Origin of the sequence: Nostoc sp., assembly GCF_036917155.1 — a bacterium.
Classification (GTDB): Bacteria; Cyanobacteriota; Cyanobacteriia; order Cyanobacteriales; family Nostocaceae; genus Nostoc.
Genome location: NZ_JBALDZ010000129.1, coordinates 42,560 through 65,469 on the forward strand (window position 1 = coordinate 42,560; position 22,910 = coordinate 65,469).

The 22,910-nt window shown below is 41.6% G+C and carries 20 protein-coding genes; 12 read left to right on the plus strand and 8 right to left on the minus strand.

The genetic code is table 11. The annotated features are described in order from the left end of the window. Positions 1-321: 321 nt before the first annotated feature. The 3 genes from dnaK (at position 322) to V7K67_RS17910 (ending at position 3,864) form a co-directional block, all read left to right on the plus strand. Positions 322-2,226 carry a molecular chaperone DnaK gene (gene dnaK / locus V7K67_RS17900; RefSeq protein WP_334706699.1) on the plus strand — a complete coding sequence of 635 codons (1,905 nt, stop codon included), beginning with the start codon at positions 322-324 and terminating at the stop codon, positions 2,224-2,226. A 160-nt stretch (positions 2,227-2,386) separates the two neighbouring features. Further along, complete coding sequence (locus tag V7K67_RS34445; RefSeq protein ID WP_442943860.1) at positions 2,387-2,758, plus strand: hypothetical protein; 372 nt, start codon at positions 2,387-2,389, stop codon at positions 2,756-2,758. Between the two features lie 167 nt (positions 2,759-2,925). Continuing rightward, on the plus strand, positions 2,926-3,864 hold the full coding sequence (locus V7K67_RS17910; protein ID WP_334706719.1) for a phosphoribulokinase: 939 nt from the start codon (positions 2,926-2,928) through the stop codon (positions 3,862-3,864). Here the strand turns inward: V7K67_RS17910 and V7K67_RS17915 are convergent. Genes V7K67_RS17915 through V7K67_RS17925 form a run of 3 tightly spaced genes read right to left on the minus strand, consistent with a single transcriptional unit; the run spans position 3,858 to position 6,081 of the window. Then, on the minus strand, positions 3,858-4,049 hold the full coding sequence (locus tag V7K67_RS17915; protein WP_334731961.1) for a hypothetical protein: 192 nt from the start codon (positions 4,047-4,049) through the stop codon (positions 3,858-3,860). The genes V7K67_RS17910 and V7K67_RS17915 overlap by 7 nt on opposite strands. Positions 4,050-4,089: 40 nt before the next feature. Beyond that, positions 4,090-4,665: a Uma2 family endonuclease gene (locus tag V7K67_RS17920; protein ID WP_334706697.1), complete on the minus strand. Its 576-nt coding sequence runs from the start codon at positions 4,663-4,665 to the stop codon at positions 4,090-4,092. A 48-nt stretch (positions 4,666-4,713) separates the two neighbouring features. Continuing rightward, on the minus strand, positions 4,714-6,081 hold the full coding sequence (locus tag V7K67_RS17925; protein WP_334731962.1) for a cytochrome P450: 1,368 nt from the start codon (positions 6,079-6,081) through the stop codon (positions 4,714-4,716). A gap of 458 nt (positions 6,082-6,539) precedes the next feature. Between V7K67_RS17925 and V7K67_RS17930 the strand changes: the two genes are divergently transcribed. Further along, positions 6,540-6,920 (plus strand): calcium-binding protein, encoded by a 381-nt coding sequence (locus V7K67_RS17930; protein ID WP_334731963.1) that lies wholly within the window; start codon positions 6,540-6,542, stop codon positions 6,918-6,920. Positions 6,921-6,923: 3 nt separating this feature from the next. On the opposite strand, the gene V7K67_RS17935 is transcribed toward V7K67_RS17930, so the two are convergent. The 3 genes from V7K67_RS17935 to folB form a co-directional block, all read right to left on the minus strand. Then, positions 6,924-7,484 carry a sugar O-acetyltransferase gene (locus V7K67_RS17935; RefSeq protein ID WP_334706694.1) on the minus strand — a complete coding sequence of 187 codons (561 nt, stop codon included), beginning with the start codon at positions 7,482-7,484 and terminating at the stop codon, positions 6,924-6,926. Between the two features lie 39 nt (positions 7,485-7,523). Beyond that, a complete protein-coding gene (locus V7K67_RS17940) occupies positions 7,524-8,804 on the minus strand; it encodes a GGDEF domain-containing response regulator (RefSeq protein WP_334731964.1) in 1,281 nt (426 codons plus the stop codon). Positions 8,805-9,738: 934 nt separating this feature from the next. Beyond that, on the minus strand, positions 9,739-10,107 hold the full coding sequence (gene folB, locus V7K67_RS17945; protein WP_334731965.1) for a dihydroneopterin aldolase: 369 nt from the start codon (positions 10,105-10,107) through the stop codon (positions 9,739-9,741). 344 nt (positions 10,108-10,451) lie between these two features. Between folB and menD the strand changes: the two genes are divergently transcribed. The 6 genes from menD (at position 10,452) to V7K67_RS17975 (ending at position 17,841) form a co-directional block, all read left to right on the plus strand. Next, positions 10,452-12,215, plus strand: a complete 1,764-nt coding sequence (menD, locus tag V7K67_RS17950) for a 2-succinyl-5-enolpyruvyl-6-hydroxy-3-cyclohexene-1-carboxylic-acid synthase (protein WP_334731966.1) — start codon at positions 10,452-10,454, stop codon at positions 12,213-12,215. A 101-nt stretch (positions 12,216-12,316) separates the two neighbouring features. After that, a complete protein-coding gene (locus V7K67_RS17955) occupies positions 12,317-12,544 on the plus strand; it encodes a helix-turn-helix domain-containing protein (protein ID WP_334731967.1) in 228 nt (75 codons plus the stop codon). Positions 12,545-13,228: 684 nt separating this feature from the next. Further along, entirely contained in the window at positions 13,229-14,284 is a 1,056-nt protein-coding gene (gene acsF / locus V7K67_RS17960; protein ID WP_334731969.1) for a magnesium-protoporphyrin IX monomethyl ester (oxidative) cyclase, read from the plus strand. A gap of 317 nt (positions 14,285-14,601) precedes the next feature. Next, positions 14,602-16,632: an FAD-dependent oxidoreductase gene (locus tag V7K67_RS17965; RefSeq protein WP_335167772.1), complete on the plus strand. Its 2,031-nt coding sequence runs from the start codon at positions 14,602-14,604 to the stop codon at positions 16,630-16,632. Positions 16,633-17,185: 553 nt separating this feature from the next. Then, on the plus strand, positions 17,186-17,512 hold the full coding sequence (gene clpS / locus V7K67_RS17970; RefSeq protein ID WP_334711227.1) for an ATP-dependent Clp protease adapter ClpS: 327 nt from the start codon (positions 17,186-17,188) through the stop codon (positions 17,510-17,512). Positions 17,513-17,517: 5 nt separating this feature from the next. Next, positions 17,518-17,841: a DUF2103 domain-containing protein gene (locus V7K67_RS17975; protein WP_334711228.1), complete on the plus strand. Its 324-nt coding sequence runs from the start codon at positions 17,518-17,520 to the stop codon at positions 17,839-17,841. 125 nt (positions 17,842-17,966) lie between these two features. Here the strand turns inward: V7K67_RS17975 and V7K67_RS17980 are convergent, their stop codons facing one another. After that, the gene (locus V7K67_RS17980; protein ID WP_334731971.1) at positions 17,967-18,287 is read right to left on the minus strand and encodes a hypothetical protein; all 321 of its coding nucleotides are present in this window, start codon (positions 18,285-18,287) and stop codon (positions 17,967-17,969) included. Positions 18,288-19,037: 750 nt separating this feature from the next. Beyond that, complete coding sequence (gene thrS, locus V7K67_RS17985; RefSeq protein WP_334731972.1) at positions 19,038-20,912, minus strand: threonine--tRNA ligase; 1,875 nt, start codon at positions 20,910-20,912, stop codon at positions 19,038-19,040. 416 nt (positions 20,913-21,328) lie between these two features. Here thrS and V7K67_RS17990 point away from each other — a divergent pair, with 416 nt between their 5' ends. Next, positions 21,329-21,646 (plus strand): DUF2605 domain-containing protein, encoded by a 318-nt coding sequence (locus V7K67_RS17990; RefSeq protein WP_334706660.1) that lies wholly within the window; start codon positions 21,329-21,331, stop codon positions 21,644-21,646. 326 nt (positions 21,647-21,972) lie between these two features. Continuing rightward, positions 21,973-22,302 carry a DUF2973 domain-containing protein gene (locus V7K67_RS17995; protein ID WP_334706659.1) on the plus strand — a complete coding sequence of 110 codons (330 nt, stop codon included), beginning with the start codon at positions 21,973-21,975 and terminating at the stop codon, positions 22,300-22,302. Positions 22,303-22,910 lie beyond the last annotated feature (608 nt).

Here is a 22,910-nt window from a genome sequence, read left to right on the forward strand (position 1 = left end):
ACGTTACGGTTCACCCTAATTGCTGAAAGTATTAATTCTTCTACATTAGACAGAGTGAAGGCAAATTAATCTATGAACCAACTAAAAACACAATTTAGTTAGTTTAACCGTCCCAAGCAAGGTTCGGGAAACCACCCTTCATGGACTGGCTACCACTAAGCTTCAGTATATATATCAGCATAATCTGGAGTTTTCACCCCAGAAGAGCCAAAACAAAGGTATTCATGCTGAACTGGCTGATTTATTGACCCTGTTGGTTCAAAATTTAGTCCTTTATATTCTCATTCATTCATTTGTAGTTATACGGAGCCAGCACCTAAAATGGCAAAAGTAGTTGGAATTGACTTAGGAACAACGAACTCCTGCGTGGCAGTGATGGAAGGTGGTAAACCCACAGTAATTGCTAATGCTGAAGGTTTTCGGACAACGCCATCAGTAGTTGCATTTGCAAAAAATGGCGACAACTTGGTTGGCCAAATCGCCAAACGTCAAGCGGTGATGAACCCCGAAAATACGTTTTACTCAGTCAAACGCTTTATCGGACGCCGTTACGATGAAGTGAGTAACGAAGCTACGGAAGTTTCTTACAAAGTCCTCAGCAGCAATGGCAATGTCAAATTAGATTGTCCGATAGCTGGTAAACCATTTGCTCCTGAAGAAATTTCTGCAAAAGTTCTTCGCAAACTAGTTGAAGATGCCAGCAAATACCTGGGTGAAACCGTAACCCAAGCTGTAATCACCGTTCCCGCATACTTCAACGACTCCCAGCGGCAAGCGACAAAAGATGCTGGTAAAATTGCCGGGATTGAAGTTCTGCGGATTATCAACGAACCGACAGCTGCTTCTCTGGCTTACGGATTTGACAAGAAGAGTAACGAAACCATTCTTGTATTTGACCTTGGTGGTGGTACCTTCGACGTATCCGTGCTGGAAGTAGGAGACGGAGTTTTTGAAGTACTAGCTACATCTGGGGATACCCACCTTGGTGGTGACGACTTTGATAAAAAAATAGTTGACTTCTTAGCTGAGAAGTTCAAAAAAGCCGAAGGTATTGACCTACGCAAAGATAAACAAGCTTTACAACGTCTGACTGAAGCCGCAGAAAAGGCCAAAATTGAGCTTTCTAGCGTTACCCAAGCAGAAATTAACTTGCCATTTATCACCGCTACCCAGGATGGGCCCAAGCACCTGGATACAACCCTGACTCGCGCTCAGTTTGAAGAACTTTGCTCTGACTTAATCGACCGTTGCCGTATTCCTGTAGAAAACGCCCTCCGGGATGCCAAGTTAACCAAAGGCGATATTGATGAAGTCGTGTTAGTTGGTGGTTCTACCCGGATTCCCGCAGTCCACCAGATTGTAAAGCAGGTATTGGGTAAAGAACCCAACCAAAGCGTTAACCCTGATGAAGTCGTAGCAGTTGGTGCAGCCATTCAAGCCGGGGTATTGGCTGGTGATGTAACTGGCATCTTGCTGTTAGATGTGACACCCCTATCTTTGGGTGTGGAAACATTGGGTGGCGTGATGACGAAAATTATCCCCCGCAACACCACAATTCCCACCAAGAAATCGGAAGTCTTCTCTACTGCTGTGGATGGTCAAACCAACGTAGAAATTCACGTCCTCCAAGGTGAACGCGAATTCTCTAACGATAACAAGAGCTTAGGAACCTTCCGCCTTGATGGTATTCCTCCTGCACCACGCGGCGTCCCTCAAATTGAAGTAGTGTTTGATATTGACGCCAACGGTATCCTTAACGTCACCGCTAAGGATAAAGGCACTGGTAAAGAACAGTCCATCAGCATCACAGGTGCTTCAACCCTGGATAAAAATGACGTTGACCGGATGGTAAGAGAAGCTGAACAAAATGCTTCATCTGACAAAGAGCGGCGTGAGAAGATTGAACGCAAGAACCAAGCCGATTCTTTGGCATACCAAGCTGAAAAGCAGTTACAAGAATTGGGCGATAAAGTTCCCGATGCTGATAAAACTAAAGTCGAAGGTTTAGTGAAAGAACTGCGGGAAGCAGTTGCTAAAGAAGACGATGAGCAAATCAAGAAGCTGACCCCAGAATTGCAACAAGCGCTATTCGCTGTTGGTAGCAACATCTATCAACAAGCTGGTGGCGGTGCTGCGCCAGGTGCGGAACCTCAAGATAGCGGTTCTACATCTAGCTCTGGTAGCGGCGACGATGTGATTGACGCTGATTTTACAGAGAGCAAATAATTCCCTTACTTCTTTTGGGAAGATGGTTTTGTCCGACCTTATATTACCCACTCAGGCATTTGTCTGGGTGGGGATTTTTTATTAAGCTGCGTAAGAGCTTATATCAATTAATAATTTTATGTCAGATTTAGTACTTCAACCTGACAAGAAATAACACGATTTGCCGACAAGCTCAGTGTCTTCTCCCAAGGGGAGAGTACTTCTCAAAAAACTAAATACCTATCCAACCTTACGAAGACAAATTCGAGCTTGGTTAAAAGCTGGTGTTATGGATGGGAAAAGTCTGTTCCCAACTAATGAAGGCACACCACAAGGCGGGGTAATTTCACCTCTACTTGCGAACATTGCCCTACATGGAATGGAAGAACTGATTATGGGATTAGCCCCAAAATTCGATATGAGAGATAGTCGCGGTCATACTCTTGGACTGCGAGATAAAGTAGATTGTAATTATTATGCAATAAACCAGCGCACAGACATTCTATATGTAGAGATATTGCATACCAAGCTTTTGGTTGAGTTACTCGCCTAAATCCTTCTAGAATTAAAACTATTGTAGGGAATTTTATTAATAAACTTGTTTTTATCGTAAATTCAAGGGTTTAAGACCCCTACATCTATATATAGTATCAGTTCCAGTCGGGGTTTAAATCCTGTCTGAAATGTTTTTAATTTTGAATTGTTAATGTGGGAGGTATGATGAGCCGTCCAATAATTCTTGGTATTGTCGGCGACAGCGCTGCTGGTAAAACAACACTAACGCGAGGAATCGCTCAGGTACTCGGCCCAGAAAATGTTACGCTCATTTGTACAGATGATTATCACCGTTACGATCGCCAACAACGTGCAGAAATTGGTATCACTGCCCTCCACCCTGACTGCAACTACTTAGATATTATGCAGCAACACCTATCGTTGCTACGCACAGGACAGCCAATTCTGAAGCCAGTTTACAGCCATAAAACTGGCACATTCGAGCCACCGCAGTATATCAAGCCCAGTAAATTTGTGATCATTGAGGGATTACTCGGTTATTCTACTCGTGCCGCCCGTGACTCTTACGACGTAAAAGTTTACCTTGCACCGCCTGAAGAACTACGCGCTAAGTGGAAAGTCAAGCGGGATACCCAAAAGCGCGGCTACACTGCTGAACAGGTAATAGCGGAACTAGAAAAACGCGAACCAGACTCAGCACAATTTATTCGTCCGCAGCGACAGTGGTCTGATATAGTCATTAGTTTCTATCCACCCGCTGAGAATGATGATGAAATCAATGGACATCTGAATGTCCGTCTGGTACTACGTCCGACAATTCCCCACCCAGATTTTACCCAGATTATCAACTCTGGCTATGGTAATTCTGACTCAGCGATCCGCCTGGGTCTTGACAGGGATATGAGTAAACCTGTGGATGTCTTAGAAGTTGATGGCCATGCCACCTTAGAACAGGTGAATAAGCTAGAGCATATTATTTGTTCTGATATGCCCCATTTACGAAGTATTTGCGATCGCGAAAGTAATCCAGAGCTGGGTAAAATTGCTGGTACAACTGGAGAAACACTCCAAAGTTATCCTCTAGCTCTGACTCAGTTGATCATTACCTACCACATGCTGAAAGCAACGCAAATTTATCAGTAATCAGGAAATGATGGAAGGGTTGACAAGCACAAAGTTTTAGTTACCCTGAACTCGTGGCGAGTACCAGGAATAGTAAAAGTATTTTGTTGCACGAATTCTGAGCTTGTTTCTTTAAGATAGATCACCACTTGACGCATCTGCTTTTGGGGAAAGCGGCGATACACTCGCAAGCGATAATCAATCATGCGAAACGCTATATGATAATCTTAACAGAATATGGAGCGCCTAACTCAAAATCTGTGTTATATCCAGTACAAACCCAGGCAATACATCCTCACCTGATAAGCTGGTAGGTGATTGCAAAACCTCAACTTCCTGTCCTGGGCGGTAAATTTCTACCTGTTGGTTCTGCGGATCAATCAGCCAACCTAAACGCACACCATTCTCTATGTACTCCTGCATTTTTTGTTGCACAGTTTTTAAGCTGTCTGAAGCAGAGCGTAATTCTACCGCAAAATCGGGAGCAAGCGGTAGGAATTTAGCAGGGTCGGGATTTAGGGCTTCTAATCGCTCCCGGCTCACCCAAGACGCATCGGGAGAACGGTTTGCACCATTGGGGAGTTTGAAACCCGTTGAGGAGTCAAAAGCCAAACCTGTGCCATCAGCGTCAGTCCAATTACCTAAACGCTGTGTAAGTCTACTATTTCGATTTCCGCTTTCCCATCCAGTTGGTGGCATGATAATTAATTCTCCCTCTGCTGTGCGCTCAAGTCGCAAATCTCGATTATTCTGACACAGTTGGAAGAACTGCTCATCTGTTAGTTCAATGGTGGGGCTGAGGTTCAGAATCAGGGCAGTCATAGTTGCCTCTCAATCTTGCTAACTGTAGCGTAGCACTTGCTTGACATACTAGGTTGACCATTTATGAGATGAGCTTCTGCTATTCAAAGGCTCAATATATGCTTGTAGAGTATCTTTAACTTTAGAAGGCTGACGAACTGGAGCGATCGCAGAATAATCCGGTTTTACTGTCCAGTCGTAATGACGAAGCAGTGTGGAAAGCACAATTTTCATTTCCATTTGGGCAAATTCCATACCTAAACAACTGTGCGAACCATAACCAAAACCCATTAGTGCCAAAGGATGTTTCTTATCTTCTTCGCGAGGTGGTGCAAAGCGATCGGGGTCGAAGCGATCGGGATCGGTGTACAGTTCTGGTAAACGGTGAGTCAACATTGGCGAAATAGTCACAAACCAACCAGCGGGGATGCGATAGCCTCCATACTCAATATCCTTGAGAACTCCACGATTATAGGCATACACTGGCGGATAGAGCCGTTCTACTTCTTTTAGTACGTTGGTTAACTGCGGAAGTTGTTTGAGATGGGACAAGTTAAGGGAATTATTTCCCACAACTGCTAATTGTTCTTGGCGCAGTCGTTCTCGCCATTCTGGGTGATTACCTAATTCAAATATTACCCAAGTCAGCAAGGAGGCTGTAGTCTCATGTCCAGCAAACAGCAATAATAATGCTTCGTTGATTACCTGTGCTTCGCTCAACTTATTGCCGTCTTCATCAACAGCCGCTAAAAGTAATCCCAACACATCTTTTGATTCTTCTAAGTTACCCTGCTCCATACGTTGGGCGATCACTTCACGCAAGAAAGCCACTAACTTACCCCTAGCATTTTGACCGCGACCATATAAAGTGAAAGGGACATTCCATTTCAATATTGCCATACTGCTATCTATCAGTTGTGTAAACCACTGACTGGTTTGCTCAACTTCGCTTTTGTTCTGACTTCCCAAGAACAGGCGAGTCGCAACTATCAGGGTAAGCTGGCGGAAACTAGAATTTAAGGGAATCGTTTCCCCCTCCCCCCAATCTTTGAGGAAGTCTTGCACAATATTTTGAATGGTATCGAAGTATGTAGCGATCGCTTTTCCGTGAAATGCTGGATACATCAAGCGACGAGTTAGCCGATGTTCTTCCCCATCTTGTAATAAAATATTATTGCCAAATGTTGATTCTAAGAAATACCACCCGATCCGCGACGACATATTTTCCGCTTGTTCTACCAGCACCAGCCGATTAGCATCAGGGCCAATTAAATAAGCACGTTTGTATCCCATAACACTCGTCTTAAAAACTGAACCATGCTGCTGGAATCGTCGCCATATATACAGTTCTAAATCCCGAAATATTTCTAAAGTCTCACCTAAGATGGGCAAGCCATAGCTACCAGGCATTTCCTCGGCGGATTTTAGCTGCCGCATATTTAAGTACCTCCAGCAGTAATTAGCTACAGTGTCTACTTAATTGTAAAGCGCAGTTAGGCTTTGCAAATTTAAATTACCAATCGCGGTAGAGTTTTGCTGCGTAAGTTCTCATCTCTTCATTTGGCAATCAGACTTATTTATACACGATAGTGGCGTGGCAAGCAAAAAAATTGTTCATTAGACGTAGGTTGGGTGGAGCGGAGCGCAACATATATCAGGATATTGGCTTTGGCAAAGCCTCCAACGCCACTTGCTACAACGCTCTTAACCCGCGCAACGCAGTGGCTCCCCAACCGACAATTTTTTTGCAACATTTTAGCCTCTTTGTTCTTAGAGTTTAATTAAGTAATCAAACGGACACAACATTAGATATATTTAACTATGTTTGAGAAAAATTATTCTTAGTCAAGACTTTGCTAATATTATCAAAACGTATTTACGCAACGCGTCATTTTATGCCTAGTGTTGAAGCCGACGAAAACCGAGAGCATCGCATTAAAACAGAGATTGTTGTAGATGCTGAAGACAAAGAAGACAGGGCTATGGGTTGGTACTATTACCTCGAAGAGACTCTAAATTTTCCCTTTCTGGCAAAATGGACTAAGAAGGGACGCAAATCAGCTTCCGCTGAGGAGAAACAAGTCGAAGTCGTGGGAATGGCCCCAGATGATGAGTGCTTAAAAGATATGTTTGTAGAAGTGGCTTATATTAATGGTAAAGATGATGATGTATATTCTGCAAAATTATCTGAAATAGCAGCCATTGACGCTGATAGTGAAACTCAAGAAGCGATCGCAGACTGGCTCTATTGGATTGCTAGAGAATATAAGTTTTAAATTCTAGGACAAATACCGAATGACGCGGCAGGGATTACCAGCAGCGACAACATTTTCAGGTATATCTTTGACAACTACACTGCCGGCACCAATGGTTGTATTATCACCAATAGTTACACCTGGACAAATAATTGCACTGCCACCAATCCAGACATTATTACCAATGTTGATTGGAGCAGCTAATTCTCTGCCAGAAAGACGAATTTCTGGCTCTGTAGGATGATAAGCAGTATAAATTTGCACATAAGGAGCGCACAAGACATTTTCACCAATGTGAACTGGATTACAGTCTAAAATTACACAGCCATAGTTCATATATAATTTGTCACCAGCGAAAATATTACTGCCATAGTCACAGTGAAAAGGTGGCACAATTGCTATTTTTTCACCGATTCTGCCAAATAATTCTTGCAAAATTTGCTGTCGTTGCTCTTGCTGTTCTTCGGTTGTAGAATTATATCTTCGCAACAGACGACTAGCTCGCTTATTTTCGGCAGCCAATTCTGGATCTTCTGCCAAATATAATTCGCCTGCGAGCATTTTCTGTTTTTCAGTTTTTTCCATGACTGACTTATTTGAAGTGGCAGTAGAAAGGACTATTAACTAAAATATGGCATAAGTAGCTTTTCCCTGGCGTTTAGCTCGGTACATAGCAATATCAGCATCCCGTAGCAAAGTTGCAGGCTCCTCATGATTACTAAAATTCCAAGTAATACCAATACTAGCTGTAGTAGATAATTGATATCCATTGAGGTTAACTGGCAATCGTAGGGAGTCTTGAATACGTTTGGCAACATTGGTAGCATCGGTAATGTCTTTAATATCCTCCAAAAGAACTGTAAACTCATCACCACCAAATCGTGCTACAGTATCGCCACCACGTAAACACGACTCTAAACGTCTAGCGATCGCTATTAAAAAATCATCCCCGATTCCATGTCCAAAGCGATCGTTAATCTCTTTGAAGCCATCTAAATCCAAAAATAAAACTGCAAAATAATAATCGCTTCTGCGTTTACTACGTTCAATAGTTTGTCTGAGCCGATCTAAAAATAAAACACGATTCGGTAATGCTGTCAGCCCATCATAAAACGCATTACGGATCAGTCGCGCCTCTGTCTGCTTGCGTTTGGTGATATCTTGAAAAATTAAAACCGCGCCAGTAATATTACCATCTCGATCGCGGATGGGCGAAACATTATCCCCAATCGCTATTTCTTTACCATCTTTTGTAATCAGTGTACAGTTTTCCGGTAAATTGAAAATTTCACCTGCTTCCATTACATCTGTGGCTAAATTTGCAATTGTTTCTCCTACATCTTTGTCAACTAAGTTAACAATTTCTACTAAATCTTTACCAAATACTTCACTTTGCTTCCAACCAGTGATTCGTTCTGCGATGGGATTCATCATTTGAATAGAACCATTTGTGTATGTCACAATCACTGCACAGCCCATACTGTTAATAATTGTCGCTAACCTCTGTTTTTCTTCGTATAATATCTTTTTGCTTTGATGTTTGTACAGAGCCATTTCAATCGCAAAATGTAAATCTCTTTCAATAACTGGTTTGACTATGTAGCTAAAAGGCTCACTTAGCTGATTTTTATGTAATGTTTTATATTCCAAACACTCTGTTAGATATACTACAGGTACATGAAAGTGATTCTGGATAATATCTGCTACGTGTACACCGTCAATTTCCCCAGCTAGGCAGATATCAATTAATACTAAATGTGGATGAGTTTCTGCTACCTTTTTTATTGCCTCTTTCCCAGACTTAGTTATTTCTGAAACGGAATAACCTAGTTTTTGTAAACTTTTTCTAATATTTGAGGCTAGAATTTTTTCATCCTCAACAACTAGGATTTTGCGGGCGAGCATATTACAATAGCCTGTTTGCTAAGGTTAAGATTTTTGCTGTCAGTGTCAAATCGATTCTAAAAGTAATTATTTTATCACAAACAATCTCTAAGTAACCTGTCTTCTTGCTTGATATCAATACTAAATTAATGAGTAAATAGCGTTATGTTATTAACCTCCGGTAATTTCTGTACTTGTCAAAGCTAATTCTAATTAATTCATACAGCTAATATCATGCTATCAGCATCCAATCCAAATTACCATGTAATTACAAGCATTCAATAACTGATTTTAAAACGTATACAATAATTTTTCTTCGGAGAAGCATAAATACTAAGTATAGTATTTATGTAAAAATTAATCAAGAATAAAAGTTCATGAAATCACGATATACTACTTTCATATAAGTTAAGAAAATTATAGAGTGTGTTGTACGTAATATAATAATATACATTCACTCAATTGATATTAAACATTAATCATTATCTGGAATTTAAGAGTTTAATATCACTTTATCTAGAAATAGTTTTTGTCTCAGCCTGGGTCTAAATTACCGTCTGAAACTGTCTTAAATCTTGAATGGTGAGTGAAATGGTATTACTTAGAACTATTCATTGCTGCTGGTTAATTCTTAACAAGAAAGAATTCAGGAGTCAGGAGCCAGAATTCACTTCTGAATCTCCGACGAGAGTGATTCTAACGCCTTGGCAGAGCTTTTATTGCTCCGCCCCTAAATTCTGACTTCTGAATTCTTGTTCAATCAAAAATCTGACGATCTGAAAATGTGCAAGTTAAATGCTCATCAGCCAATCGCGGAATTTTTTAGTTTTTTGATCGTGAGCCAATGCTGGGGGCAATGGCAGGAAAAATTCTCTTTATGAGATACTTCTACGCTCCACATAAACTCCTTTTTTTTGCTAGCTGATAGATATTGAAAAAAAACATATTGTATGCCTTATAGATTGGATTTACTTTTAGTCAATTCAATGCTGATTCTGCCACCAAAGTCTGGAATAGGTGCGGCAGGTTTACTGAGAGTGATTTGGACTTTTGTTACAAGATCGCACTCTTGGAGGATAGAATCTGCGATCGTTGTTACCAATTTCTCCACCAAAGCAAATTTAGACGTTTTGAGCAGATGTTGTATCAAGCTAATGACGCTGCGATAATCTAAAGTGTCTTCGATCGCGTCAGTCTTGGCCGCTGTGGAGATATCCAACCATAACCTCACATCCACCTCAAACCATTGTCCTAGCACCTGTTCTTCTGGTAGATATCCAGTGTAGCCATAGCCGCGAATTCCCGTTAAATGAATGCAGTCCATAAAAGTTTGAGAGCAAATTGGGCATTTTGTAGAAAGTGGAGCAAGTTTGCTTGGAGATTTTCTTTCCCAGAAACTCGCGTGGCGGTGTTGGGTTCCATCACCGAAGAGGCAGAGGGGAAGGGTGCTCTTAGCACGGGGAGTAAGCCGTTCTCAAGAGCGACAAGCGTTGCGGAACATGGGTATGAAGCCCCGTCCTTCCAGGACACTTGAAGGCTTGGCGGAGTACAAGCTCCGTCTCAGTCTTTCCCCCTGCCCCCTGCTCCCTTGCCTCTTTTGACCGCATTGATGGATTTTAAATTGAATTTCCCTAGACAAAATCTAAAATTTAAGATTGTTTTATCGCTATGTTTGATTTAATGCCGATCGCTTATAGGAATGTTAATCAACTTTGGGCTTATATTTTAACAGAGACACTAAAGCGGTTGGGATTGACTTGTGCCATCATTTGCCCTGGATCGCGCTCTACACCCCTAGCGATCGCCTTTGCTCAACAAGTACCTGAGATTGAAGCGATTTCCATTCTCGATGAACGTTCCGCCGCCTTTTTCGCTTTGGGACAAGCAAAAGCAACCGGAAGACCTGTGGTAGTTGTTTGTACTTCTGGTACAGCAGGGGCAAACTTTTATTCAGCAGTCATTGAAGCTAAAGAAAGTCGTGTACCACTCTTGCTATTAACCACCGATAGACCGCCAGAATTGCGAGATTGTCACTCTGGGCAAACTGTAGATCAATTGAGATTATATGGAAATTACCCAAATTGGCAAACAGAGTTAGCCTTGCCCTCAGCCGATTTGGGAATGCTAGCTTATCTGCGACAAACAGTAATTCATAGCTGGGAAAGGGCGCAAACTCCTACAAAGGGGCCAGTACATTTGAATATTCCCTTTCGCGATCCCTTAGCACCTGTACCTGATGGAACTGATTTGAGTTATTTGCAATCACAGTTTCACCCAGAAGACTTTTTCGCAGGAATAGCAAACCCATGCCCTATGCCCCATGCCCTATGCCCAATTCCCAAAGAGTGGAAAGAATGCGATCGCGGTATCATCATTGCAGGTGTTGCCCAACCGTCGCAACCAGAGGAATATTGTAGGGCGATCGCGCGCCTTTCCCAAACTCTCAAATGGCCCGTGCTAGCTGAGGGACTTTCCCCAGTCAGAAATTATGCCGAACTCAACCCTTATTTGATTTCCACTTATGACTTGATTTTGCGAAATCAGCAACTAGCAAAGCAGTTAGCACCCGAAATGGTGATTCAGGTGGGTGAAATGCCTACAAGTAAAGAACTGCGTACCTGGATAGATGCAACTCAACCCCAACGATGGGTAATTGACCTCAGTGACCAAAACCTCGACCCTTTGCATGGAAGAACGACGCATTTACGGATATCTGTAGAAGATATAAAAGCAGAGGAGATAAATTTATCTCTTTCTTCAGACTATTTGCAGCAATGGTGTGATGCGGAAGCTAAAGTCAGGTTAGTTGTTGACCAGACGATGGGGAAAATAGATGAAATGATTGAGAGTAAAGCAGCTTGGTTAATTTCTCAGATTTTACCGCCCGGAACGCCTCTGTTTATTGCCAATAGTATGCCTGTGCGGGATGTGGAATATTTCTGGAAACCGAATAATTTAGGAGTGCGATCGCACTTTAACCGGGGTGCAAATGGCATCGATGGTACATTATCCACCGCTTTAGGAATTGCCCATCGCCAGCAAAGTAGTGTGATGTTAACGGGAGATTTGGCTTTGCTGCATGACACCAATGGTTTTTTAATCCGCAATAAGTTTGTGCGACATCTGACGATTGTGTTAATTAATAATAATGGCGGTGGAATTTTTGAAATGTTACCCATTGCCAAATTTGAGCCACCATTTGAAGAGTTTTTTGGCACACCGCAAGATATTGATTTTGCACAGTTGTGTGCAACTTATAAGGTGCAGCATGAATTGATTACTTCTTGGCAATTGTTGCAGCAAAGATTAAACCCGCTCCCAGCTACAGGAATTCGGGTTTTAGAGTTGCAGACAAACCGCAAAGCTGATGCCAAGTGGCGACAGGATAATTTACGTAATTTTGCCGCAGATATTGTAATTTCACTAAATTAAAAGTGATTTATATAAGGGTTTCAAGTACTGGTGGTGCTGCTGAACCTTGCAAAATACTAGAATTAGTAGTATAATAGCGACTCTAGCGAACTTAGCGACAAATGCGACAAGATGCAGAACATAACAATAATGAGAGTGAAGAAGATATTTCGTTTTTAAAAACTATTGAAGTAGCTCAACTTCTTCGTGTTCACCAAAGAACTGTACAAAGATGGATATCATCAAATAATCTTAAAGCTACAAAAGTGGGGCCAAGAATTTGGCGTATCAGACAAAAAGACTTAGATGAGTTCTTACAAATAAATAACAGTAGAAAACAAGAAGAATAAAATATTAACTCAAATGGCAACAGGAATACCTAGTCAAAATAGTCGTAAAAGTCAAAAACAAAATGTAATTCCTTTTCGTATAGAATATGAAGGAAAAATCCCTATAGAAGATATCTTAAAAATTCCTGTAGCCAAGTTACATCGCATAATAAGTATAGATGAACATCCAAGAAACAGACTCATCTATGGAGAGAATCTAAGAGTTCTGAGTTCATTCTTGAACGATGATACTGTCGCGGGTAAAGTTAGTTTAATTTATATTGACCACCCCTATGCATTTTGTAATAATTTCGAGTAAATTTGCAGAGTTTGTTGCTTCGTGTACCAATTCTATGAAACGCTCCAAAACTTTTTCGTAGAGCATTTTAGCCTCATCTAAAGAATCTGGGTAAAATGGTGAGTCAAATATGGTAATCCATTTAGATGCAGTTACTTTGTAGCTACTGAATAAAATCAAAGGACTATCTCCATTGCTATAATCGATACAATTTTTTAAGTATAAAACACATAACTTTATAAAAAACCCTAAATCCAACTATTCCAGCAATAAAGACTTCGGCGTGACACTTCGGGTGTAGTTTTGCGTAAGTCCTATTTACTGAAGGATTGTAAAGAGGTCTAGCAAAATAATCGTATTTGTCATAACTTAATAGTTATAGAACTATTGACTCCGCTTCATTACTCATGGTTAACACCCTACCCAAACCCGAAACTAAAACCCCCAGCAAAGAAACTGTACTCACCCCCCGGTTTTATACTACAGATTTTGAAACCGCAGCCCAGCTGGATTTGTCTGCCCAAGAAACGGAATTGCAGGCGATGTTGACAGAAATGCGGACAGACTATAACCGCCATCATTTTGTTCGTGATAAAGCGTTTGAGCAGTCTTGGGAACACATTGGCGGTGAAGCAAGACAGGCGTTTATAGAATATTTGGAACGCTCTTGTATTTCCGAGTTTTCCGGCTTCTTGCTATTCAAGGAATTATCCCGCAAACTAAAAAATCGCAGTCCAGTGCTGGCGGAAATATTTCAACTGATGGCGCGTGATGAAGCCCGCCACGCCGGATTTCTCAACAAAGCAATGGGCGATTTTAAAGTTTCCCTTGATTTAGCCACTGTTACTAAAACCCGCACTTATACGTTTTTCCCCATTGAGTGGGTACTTTACACAGTTTACCTCTCAGAAAAGATTGGGTACTGGCGTTACATTATTATTTTCAGACATCTGGAAAAGCACCCAGAAAACCAGTTTTACCCCATTTTCCACTACTTTGAGAGTTGGTGTCAGGATGAAAACCGCCACGGGGATATATTCAAGGCACTCTTACGTTCTCAACCGCAACTCTGGAACACCTGGAAATCTCGGCTGTGGAGTCGCTTTTTCTTACTATCGGTATTTGCTACCCACACCTTGACAGTTCATGAACGTTCTGGGTTCTACAAATCACTAGGACTTGATGCCACAGAATTTGATCTCCAAGTTGTCCGCAACACTAATGAAACCGCAGGACGGGCTTTTCCTGTGATGTTGAATACCGAACATCCCAAGTTTTTCCCCCGCCTGCAACGCTGTGCAGGTTACAACTTGAAAATTACAGAGATTGAGGGCAGTTCTGGGCCAAAATTGGTGAAGCTAATTCGCAAACTACCTTTGATTGCAGCAATTGTTTGGAATCTACTGTTAGTTTACCTCATCAAACCAATTGATACTGAAGTCCTGCGGGGAACGGTTCGTTAGCTATTAGACATCTGCTAATGAAAAAGTAGAGACGCAAGATTTCGCGTCTCTACAAGGGTTATGGATAACGCATAATTAATTTCACCAGATATCTATTAGACATCTCCGAAAAAGAATGTAGAGACGTAGCACTGCTACGTCTCTACAAGGATTCTGGATAACGCATATTTAATTTCTGGAGATGTCTATTAAGTAAGAAGCCCCAAGCTATACTTGCGATCGCTCTATTACAAATACATTCAATTAGCTTGTAATGAACATTTGCTGGATGCTACCTTCTACAAGGTGACACAGGATTTGGAGCGGTTTTTTTAACAATGAAGCGTAAACACAAGGTAGCTTTTAGCTTAACATCACTGATCAGTCTCAATTTAATATCTAGTTTAATTGTATTTGATAGAGCGAAGGCCGCACCACCAAGAACCCCAGACAAAAATGTTAATTGTGAGATTTTAGTGGTTGGTGGTGGATTATCTGGTGTTGCTACAGCTTATGAGGGGTTGCTAGCAGGACGAACGGTTTGTCTGACGGAAATTACTGACTGGCTGGGAGGGCAAATTTCTGCTCAAGGGACATCTGCATTAGATGAACGCCCAACTCAGCGAGCTCTAAAATTCTATTCTCGTGGCTATCTGGAATTGCGAAACCGCATTGGGCGCAAATACGGTAAGCTTAACCCCGGCGACTGTTGGGTAAGTGAATCTTGTTTTCTTCCCCGTGATGCTCACACTATTTTGACCCAGATGCTTAAAGATGCCGAAAAGCAGGGCAAAGGGAAGCTGCAATGGTTTCCCAACACAGTAATTAAGGATTTAGAAATCTCTACTGATGGCAAAATAATTAATAGTGCGATCGCAATTCAACATCAACCACCAAAAGGCGCACCACCTCTCAATACTTTTACTTTATCTCAAACTATCGAAGATTCTTATAGCTACGAAAACTCATCTCGGTTTACCAAAACTATTCTCCGTTTTATTCCCAAGGCAGCGAAAGAGGATGCTCCTAAATGGTACGTTGTAGACACCAGCGAAACTGGAGAAATTATCGCCCTTGCTGATGTTCCCTATCGATTAGGCATTGATGCCCGTTCTTACCTAGAACCTTCTGCTTCTGACACCAACAACGATCCATATTGCCCTCAAGGCTTTACCTACACCTTTGCAATGGAGGCAACTAAGGAACCACAACCACAGACAATGCCTCCATTTTATTTACAATATGCGCCATATTTCAGCTATGAATTAACACGACTGGCTAACTTTGATTTAGTTTTTACCTATCGTCGCATTTGGAGTCCAAATCAAGGGAAATCAGAAAAATTTGGCGGTGTAGATTTTACTGCGCCGACACCAGGGGATATCTCCATGCAAAACTGGACTTGGGGTAACGACTACCGCCCCGGAACAGCCAAGGATAATCTAATTTACACTCGCCAACAGTTACAAGCTACTGGACAGTTACAACCAGGGGGTTGGATGGGAGGATTGCGGACAGAAACCCTCCGCAAGGCTGAGGAAAATGCCCTCTCTTTCTATTACTGGTTGGTAGCTGGGACTACAGATTCTAAACTAGGGGATGGTGTCAAGCAGCAGCAAACTAATAACCGCTTTGTTTCTGGTTTAAATTCCCCAATGGGGACAGTGCATGGTTTATCGAAATATCCTTATATGCGAGAAGGACGCCGCATCATTGGTCGCCCCAGTTGGGGACAGCCTGGAGGTTTTACTATCGGGGAAATTGATATTTCTCGCCGAAATTATAACGATGAGTATTACTCCAAGACTCTGCCAGCAGATATGTATCGTCGGCTACGAGCAGCACTTGCTGGTTTAGAAGCAGTATCAGTAATTGATGGGAAAGTTCCACCAGACAAAGCAATGCGACGGACTCGTTCTACGATTTTTCCCGATGCTGTGGGAATTGGTCACTACGCCATAGATTTCCATCCTTGCATGGTAAATAGTCCTCCAGAAGCCCCTGGTAATATAGAACATCCAGGTGAAAGACGTGGTGCTGGTCAAGCTTATCCCTTCCAAATTGCTCTGAGGGCGATGATTCCTCAGAAAATTGACAATTTACTGGTGGGAGGCAAAAGCATTGCTACTAGTCATATCGCCTCCGCCGCCTATCGGGTACACTCCTTTGAGTGGTCAGCTGGCGCAGCTGCGGGAACTGTTGCTAGTTTTGCAATTAAAAATGCGATCGCACCTTACCAACTAGTTGATAATTTACCCAAACAAGAGCCACAACTAGAAGCACTCAAACGGCTTTTGCAAAAAAATGGCAACCCTACCGCTTTCCCAGATACATCTATTTTTAACGAAAACTGGGATAATTGGAAATAGGGGATTGGGGAAGGTGGGGCCCCCTCTGGGGATAAGGGGTAATGGGGACTGGGGATTGGGGATTGGGGATTAAATTCTTTCCAATGCACAATACCTAACTCTAGTATTAAGTTCAGGTGATTACTTGTAATAAAATCTATCAATGTAGTGGCGTGGCAAGGCTAAAATGTTGCAAAAAAATTGTCGGTTGGGGAGCCACTGCGTTGCGCGGGTTAAGAGCGTTGTAGCAAGTGGCGTTGGAGGCTTTGGCAAAGCCTCCACCCAACCTACGTCTAATGCACAATTTTTTTGCTTGCCACGCCAGTAGATTGGGTTGAAAGCAGTAAAACCCAACATGAACAGAGATCAAATGTTGAGTTTTGTTCCTTAACCCAACCTAAAAATATTACAAGTGTTTAACCAAACCTGATATAACTCCTAACTCCTAACTCCTAACTCCTAACTCCTAACTCCCCAGTCCCTAGTCCCAATCCCCAATCCCCACTCCCCAAACAATGGACTAAACTAGTTACTTGTAGTGTAGTTTTGTAAAATTATCTTGACCAATTTTTGTATGGTTATGACACTTTCAGCAGATGTTTACCGAATGGCTACAGCACCAACTATAGCTCCTGAACGGTCTAATCAAGTTATCCGTAAGACTTATCCGAATTACAAAGTGATTGTATTAAATGACGATTTTAATACATTCCCACATGTGGCTGAATGTTTGATGAAATATATTCCGGGGATGAGTGGCGATCGCGCGTGGGATCTGACTAATCAGGTACACTATGAAGGTCAAGCGATCGTCTGGGTCGGGCCCCAAGAACCTGCGGAACTCTATCACCAGCAGCTGCACCGAGCAGGTTTGACAATGGCACCTCTAGAAGCAGCTTAATTATTATGGGCAAACCCACCGCAGATCCTCTCCGCACGGCTTCACAAAAAGCTGCTAGACTAGTTTGGAATCACTCGACACATCTTTCTGGTCTGATTCCTATATTAGAACGTCTTTGTCAGCACGATGGTATCCAAACTGTGACGCCAGGAGTGATTGGGCGGGCAAAAGGTCACTGTCCAAAAATGCAACTCCGCGTTTCAGTACCGATTCGCGGTGGTTATAAAGTTATTGCACGGCAGGGTAAGACAGTACAAGAAGTGTTTATTTTAACGACTTTACCCCAAGATAAATTAGAAACAGCATTAGCGATCGCTATGAGATGTTAATCATTCCTCATGCCCTTTAAGAGTGCTGAATGGGAACTCGGAACGGTTTCAATGCCCCGCTACCGCTAACGGAACTAGTTTTACCCTATGCCAATGCCCCATGCCAATCCCCAATCCCAAAATAACTATTCTTCAACCCGATGTACTGCAAATTTGTGTAGCGGCAAACTAACAATGCAAGAAAAAGTTAAGAAATATGACAAAGCCGTAGTTATTTTCAAAGTCATGAGTACAGATTCCCAGTTGGGTAAAACCATTTTCTCTAGACCAAAAGCTATACAATAAACTAGCCAGTAACTAAAGCTCATTCTGAACAGAATTCGCTCTGTTTCTTCCACATTATTTGTTTGCTGCTTCCTGTCCCACAGTAACAACAGTCCAATAATGCAAGCTACGAAGGAAACAGCAACTACAAATTCGTGACAAAGTATATTTAACGAATGCATCTTTGTTTATTCCCACATTTTTCAGTTGAAATTCAGTCTAAAGGAATATTCCTTGCAGAAATACAAATTATTTACAAACCTCAATAGATTCAAGAGTGCTGAGTGAAAAATCTCACTTAGAACTCAGCACTTGGTTATCAAAACAGAATTCAGAAATCAGGAGTCAGAATTCAGGTACAGCCGTAGGGGCACGGCATGTTCCCTACACCTTAGAGTGAAAGGCTTGATAAGTTAGGTGTTAATGTTACTTAAATCTTCAAGCCGTTTTTCATCTTAACTTTCTGTCTAAGTACACTCAATACGGTTCGGATAAGGTTTTTTGATGACAAGCCTGATTATTAGACATCTCCAGAAATTAAATATGCTTTACCCATAACCCTTGTAGAGACGTAGCAGTGCTACGTCTCTACATTGTTTTTCGGAGATGTCTATTGTAGAGACGGCGATTTATCGCGTCTCTTGCCTTAACCGAACCGTATTGCAAGTACACTTGCTTGTGCTTTGGTCTTCAATTGTCATGCTCAAAAAGGTGTGATACCTACCGCACCTTTTTGAGGTTGCCTATTGATTGCTCTATTATTGTCTAACTGGTTTATCTTGAGGGGTCTTACCCCCTATTCGCCAGCTGTATCCTTCAGGGCGGGGGTTAGTTTACACAATCATGATAAATGTCTTTGGCTGGCATTAATTCTGATTTTTCAGTTAATTTTGGGGCTGGGAATTACCCAGCCGACTGTTTGCTATTTGAAATTAATCTGCACTTGTGACATCTATCTGAAGGTTATCGAAGTTAGTGATCGCTTCTTGTAATTTATCCAAAACTTGATCGACAGAAATACTACCTAAGTCTCCAGAGGCGCGGGTACGGATACTCAAGGTGTTGGTTTCTACTTCTTTCGCTCCCACCACAGCCATCACGGGTATTTTTTCTTTCTCTGCATTGCGAATCTGTTTACCTAAGCGATCGCCACTGGTATCAACTTCTGCACGGATGCCCAACGCACGCATTTTCGCCACCACATCTTTAGCAAAGTCTAGCTGTGTATCACCCACGGGTAATAATCTAGCTTGCACTGGCGCTAACCACAAAGGGAAATCACCCGCATATTCTTCAATTAAGATGCCAATCAACCTTTCCAGTGAACCAAAAGGCGCACGGTGAATCATCACTGGGCGTTTGCGAACACCATCTTCGGCGACGTACTCCAACTCAAAGCGTTCTGGCAAATTGTAATCTACTTGCACAGTTCCTAATTGCCATTCCCGATCTAGGGCATCACTAAAGATAAAGTCAAGTTTCGGCCCATAAAAAGCCGCTTCTCCAATACCTTCAAAGTGTTCCATCCCTAAGGTTTCAACCGCACGGCGAATTGCACCTTCGGCTTTATCCCAAACTTCATCGGAACCGATATACTTATCACTAGCAGGATCGCGGAAACTGAGTCTAGCTTTAAAGTTCTTCAGTTGCAGACTATTGAACACCGACAAAATCAAATCCACCACACGGAGGAATTCACTATCTAGCTGTTCTGGAGTAACGAACAAGTGAGAATCATCAACAGTAAAACCGCGCACTCGTGTTAAACCGCCCAATTCCCCTGATTGTTCGTAGCGGTAAACAGTACCAAATTCTGCCAGTCGCATCGGTAGTTCCCGATAAGAGCGCAACTCACTTTGATATATTTGGATATGGAAAGGACAGTTCATCGGCTTGAGAACAAACCCCTCTTCTTTGGCAGCCGCTTCCTCGTCATCCGCCATCAAAGGGAACATATCTTCTTTATATTTCTGCCAGTGTCCAGATTTTTTAAATAAATCGACTTTAGCAAGATGGGGAGTCACCACAGGCAGATAACCCCGTTTTAACTGTTCTTGCTTAAGGAAGTCTTCTAAGGTACTCCGCAACAGAGTGCCTTTGGGCGTCCACAAAGGTAAACCCGGCCCTACTAGATCGGAAAATATAAATAATCCCAGTTCCTTACCCAGTTTCCGGTGATCTCGTCGCAGCGCTTCTTCTTTGCGTCGCCTATACTCAGTAAGTTGTTCTGGGTTTTCCCAAGCGGTAGCATAGATGCGTTGTAGTTGGGCTTTAGTTTCATCCCCACGCCAATAAGCGCCAGCAACGCTTTCTAGTTCAATTGCTTTCGGGTTTAATTCACTGATATTTTCCAGATGAGGCCCCGCGCACAAATCCCACCATTCATTCCCCAGGTGGTAAATCGTGATTGGTTCGTTTTTGATATCTGCCAGAATTTCTAGCTTGTAAGGTTCCTTAATTTCCTGAATCCGGCGTTGGGCTTCTTCGCGGCTGACTTCTTCCCGAATTACTGGCAATTTACGATTGATAATCTTCGCCATCTCTTTCTTGATGGCTTTGAGATCGTTTTCGCTAAAAGGTTCTGGATTGTCGAAGTCATAGTAAAAACCATTTTCAATCCAAGGGCCGATTGTAACTTGTGCCTTGGGAAACAGCTTTTGTACTGCCATTGCCATTACATGGGAAGCAGTGTGGCGAATCTTTTTTAAGTTCTCCGATTCGCTAGTGCGCGGTAAATAAATTTTTTCAACTTGTTCTGACTGTTGGGACTGATTTGATGAATTTGGCGACATTGGCTGCTGAACCATTGGCGAAGTGATTACAAAAGGTGATTTATCTGAATCTGTAGGCTTATTCAACTATAACGACTTTGATTTTTGCCAGTTAAGCTCTATCTTCCAACTACTGACTTAATTTGTGATAGGGGATAAAGATAAATTTTTGATTTGTTACCTGAGTGTCACAATTCAGGATTGCGCGCGTAGGCGTAGCCCGTCGTAGACATCGCTAATTTATCCTATGAATTGCAACTCGGTGTCATATATACCTATAGATGCCTCTCCAAAGGCACTGTACAAACCAGACATCAAGACTATATAATAAATTGTGTGTTTTTTGTTACATATTTTTACATCCTCGGAATTATGAGAGAAACCAGAAAAGTGTTAAGAAACGTAAATAACGTTAATATTAGTAAGCAAGTTTGAAATATGCCTCTCAATTTATGCCAGACTCGAATTTACCAGGGACTGAGTTGCTGAAAACGGTTTTAGATCCGCTGCTGGAAGATTTTCAGCATTGGTTTATGCGATCGCGCCATTTACTCGAAACTGAGCAACTATCATTTATGAGTCACCAAGAGCAATCTGACTTGCTCTTGCGGGTTAAGCAAGCGCAGGATGAACTAAATACCGCGAAGATGCTGTTTAATGCAACTGATAAACAAGTCGGGATTGAGATGGCAACGTTAATGCCTTGGCATCAATTAGTAACAGAATGCTGGAATGTCGCAATGCGCTTTCGTCAAGGACGTGAAGTCTAAGCAGCAGCTGGGAGTACCTGCTAAATTTCGGTAGACTACTTAACCAATATCTCTTGACTTGCCGAGGAAACGTCTACGCCAGATGCTAAATCAGTCGTCAAAGTAATCGTGAAAAATTCTTAACAATTTCTTAACATTATTTGGATTAACAAGATAATGTATCCCATGCTACCTTAGGTAGAATAACGGTTGACAAATAGCCTCATATAGATGTAAGCGCGCAAAGAGTGCGTAAAAGACTCGTCTTAAACTGTGAGTCACAGTATAGACGAAACAAAGTGTTACAAAATAAAGTTTAAAAAATTCCTGTCCTGGAGGAAAATCTAATGTTACATCTCCTTTACATTCTTGCTTTTACAATCCTTGCATTTATAGCTGTTGGCAACTTAATTCGTAACCTGATCATGTTCAGTTTTGATCGGGAGCGAACTTACCCGACGAATTCCTCGTCAATGAATAATCAAGGTAACTACGGTTATTATTCATCAAAAAAACAGTTTGTACCCCATCCAGAGTTATTAGATAGCGCGGGAAACTTAATTAAAGAGCCACTTTTGGTAATGCGTTCAATTAACGTTGAAGATGCGCGTCAACATCTTGATGCACTTTACGAAGCATCTCCAGGACATAAAAGAGACAATTCAGAAGAAGCATAAAAGTAGAGACGCGATTAATCGCGTCTTTTAACAGTGTGGGTGTAAATTATTGTTTTTTTACATCCTTAAATTTTCTCTTAGCAGATATTGATTACCATCCTAAGGCACTCATAAAGAAAAATAAAAATGGTCACAAGCCCCTAAATTTATTTATGGAATGAAATAAAAACATTTATGGCTCTCCAAGACTATCTATAAAAAATAAATACTTAATATTAGCTCAAATTATGACATAGCAAGGGATTCAAGAAAAACAAAGTATATTTTTATTAAATCTATCATTCTATGTTAGAAAAACCCTATTATATCAATAATTCTAGCCTATTTTTAGTATTAATTTATCATTCCAAGTCTGGGAGAGCCACATTTATAAGGAGTGGCGCAGCGCGTTCGCATGATTACGTCTCGTAGAGAGAAATAATATGTCCTTATTAAATCCCCTAAATTTATTTATGGGGATTATCTTTTTACTTCTTAAGCGGTTTGCAGAAATCAAGTTAGGAGTTGTTAGAAAGTTATGAGTTATGAGTTATGAGTTATGAGTTATGAGTTATGAGTTATGAGTTATGAGTTATGAGTTATGAGTTATGAGTTATGAGTTATGAGTT

Bases quoted from the DNA above. Each gene is read 5' to 3' on its own strand.
- V7K67_RS17930 (WP_334731963.1), top strand. From the start codon at position 6,540: ATGCCTAGTGTTGAAGCCGACGAAAACCGAGAGCATCGCATTAAAACA.
- V7K67_RS17910 (WP_334706719.1), top strand. From the start codon at position 2,926: ATGAGCCGTCCAATAATTCTTGGTATTGTCGGCGACAGCGCTGCTGGT.
- V7K67_RS17920 (WP_334706697.1), bottom strand. From the start codon at position 4,665: ATGACTGCCCTGATTCTGAACCTCAGCCCCACCATTGAACTAACAGAT.
- clpS (WP_334711227.1), top strand. From the start codon at position 17,186: ATGGTTATGACACTTTCAGCAGATGTTTACCGAATGGCTACAGCACCA.
- thrS (WP_334731972.1), bottom strand. From the start codon at position 20,912: ATGGTTCAGCAGCCAATGTCGCCAAATTCATCAAATCAGTCCCAACAG.
- V7K67_RS17990 (WP_334706660.1), top strand. From the start codon at position 21,329: ATGCCAGACTCGAATTTACCAGGGACTGAGTTGCTGAAAACGGTTTTA.
- V7K67_RS17980 (WP_334731971.1), bottom strand. From the start codon at position 18,287: ATGCATTCGTTAAATATACTTTGTCACGAATTTGTAGTTGCTGTTTCC.
- V7K67_RS17995 (WP_334706659.1), top strand. From the start codon at position 21,973: ATGTTACATCTCCTTTACATTCTTGCTTTTACAATCCTTGCATTTATA.
- V7K67_RS17955 (WP_334731967.1), top strand. From the start codon at position 12,317: ATGCGACAAGATGCAGAACATAACAATAATGAGAGTGAAGAAGATATT.
- V7K67_RS17965 (WP_335167772.1), top strand. From the start codon at position 14,602: ATGAAGCGTAAACACAAGGTAGCTTTTAGCTTAACATCACTGATCAGT.
- V7K67_RS17940 (WP_334731964.1), bottom strand. From the start codon at position 8,804: ATGCTCGCCCGCAAAATCCTAGTTGTTGAGGATGAAAAAATTCTAGCC.
- folB (WP_334731965.1), bottom strand. From the start codon at position 10,107: ATGGACTGCATTCATTTAACGGGAATTCGCGGCTATGGCTACACTGGA.
- V7K67_RS17925 (WP_334731962.1), bottom strand. From the start codon at position 6,081: ATGCGGCAGCTAAAATCCGCCGAGGAAATGCCTGGTAGCTATGGCTTG.
- V7K67_RS17915 (WP_334731961.1), bottom strand. From the start codon at position 4,049: ATGATTGATTATCGCTTGCGAGTGTATCGCCGCTTTCCCCAAAAGCAG.
- V7K67_RS17935 (WP_334706694.1), bottom strand. From the start codon at position 7,484: ATGGAAAAAACTGAAAAACAGAAAATGCTCGCAGGCGAATTATATTTG.
- acsF (WP_334731969.1), top strand. From the start codon at position 13,229: ATGGTTAACACCCTACCCAAACCCGAAACTAAAACCCCCAGCAAAGAA.
- menD (WP_334731966.1), top strand. From the start codon at position 10,452: ATGTTTGATTTAATGCCGATCGCTTATAGGAATGTTAATCAACTTTGG.
- dnaK (WP_334706699.1), top strand. From the start codon at position 322: ATGGCAAAAGTAGTTGGAATTGACTTAGGAACAACGAACTCCTGCGTG.
- V7K67_RS17975 (WP_334711228.1), top strand. From the start codon at position 17,518: ATGGGCAAACCCACCGCAGATCCTCTCCGCACGGCTTCACAAAAAGCT.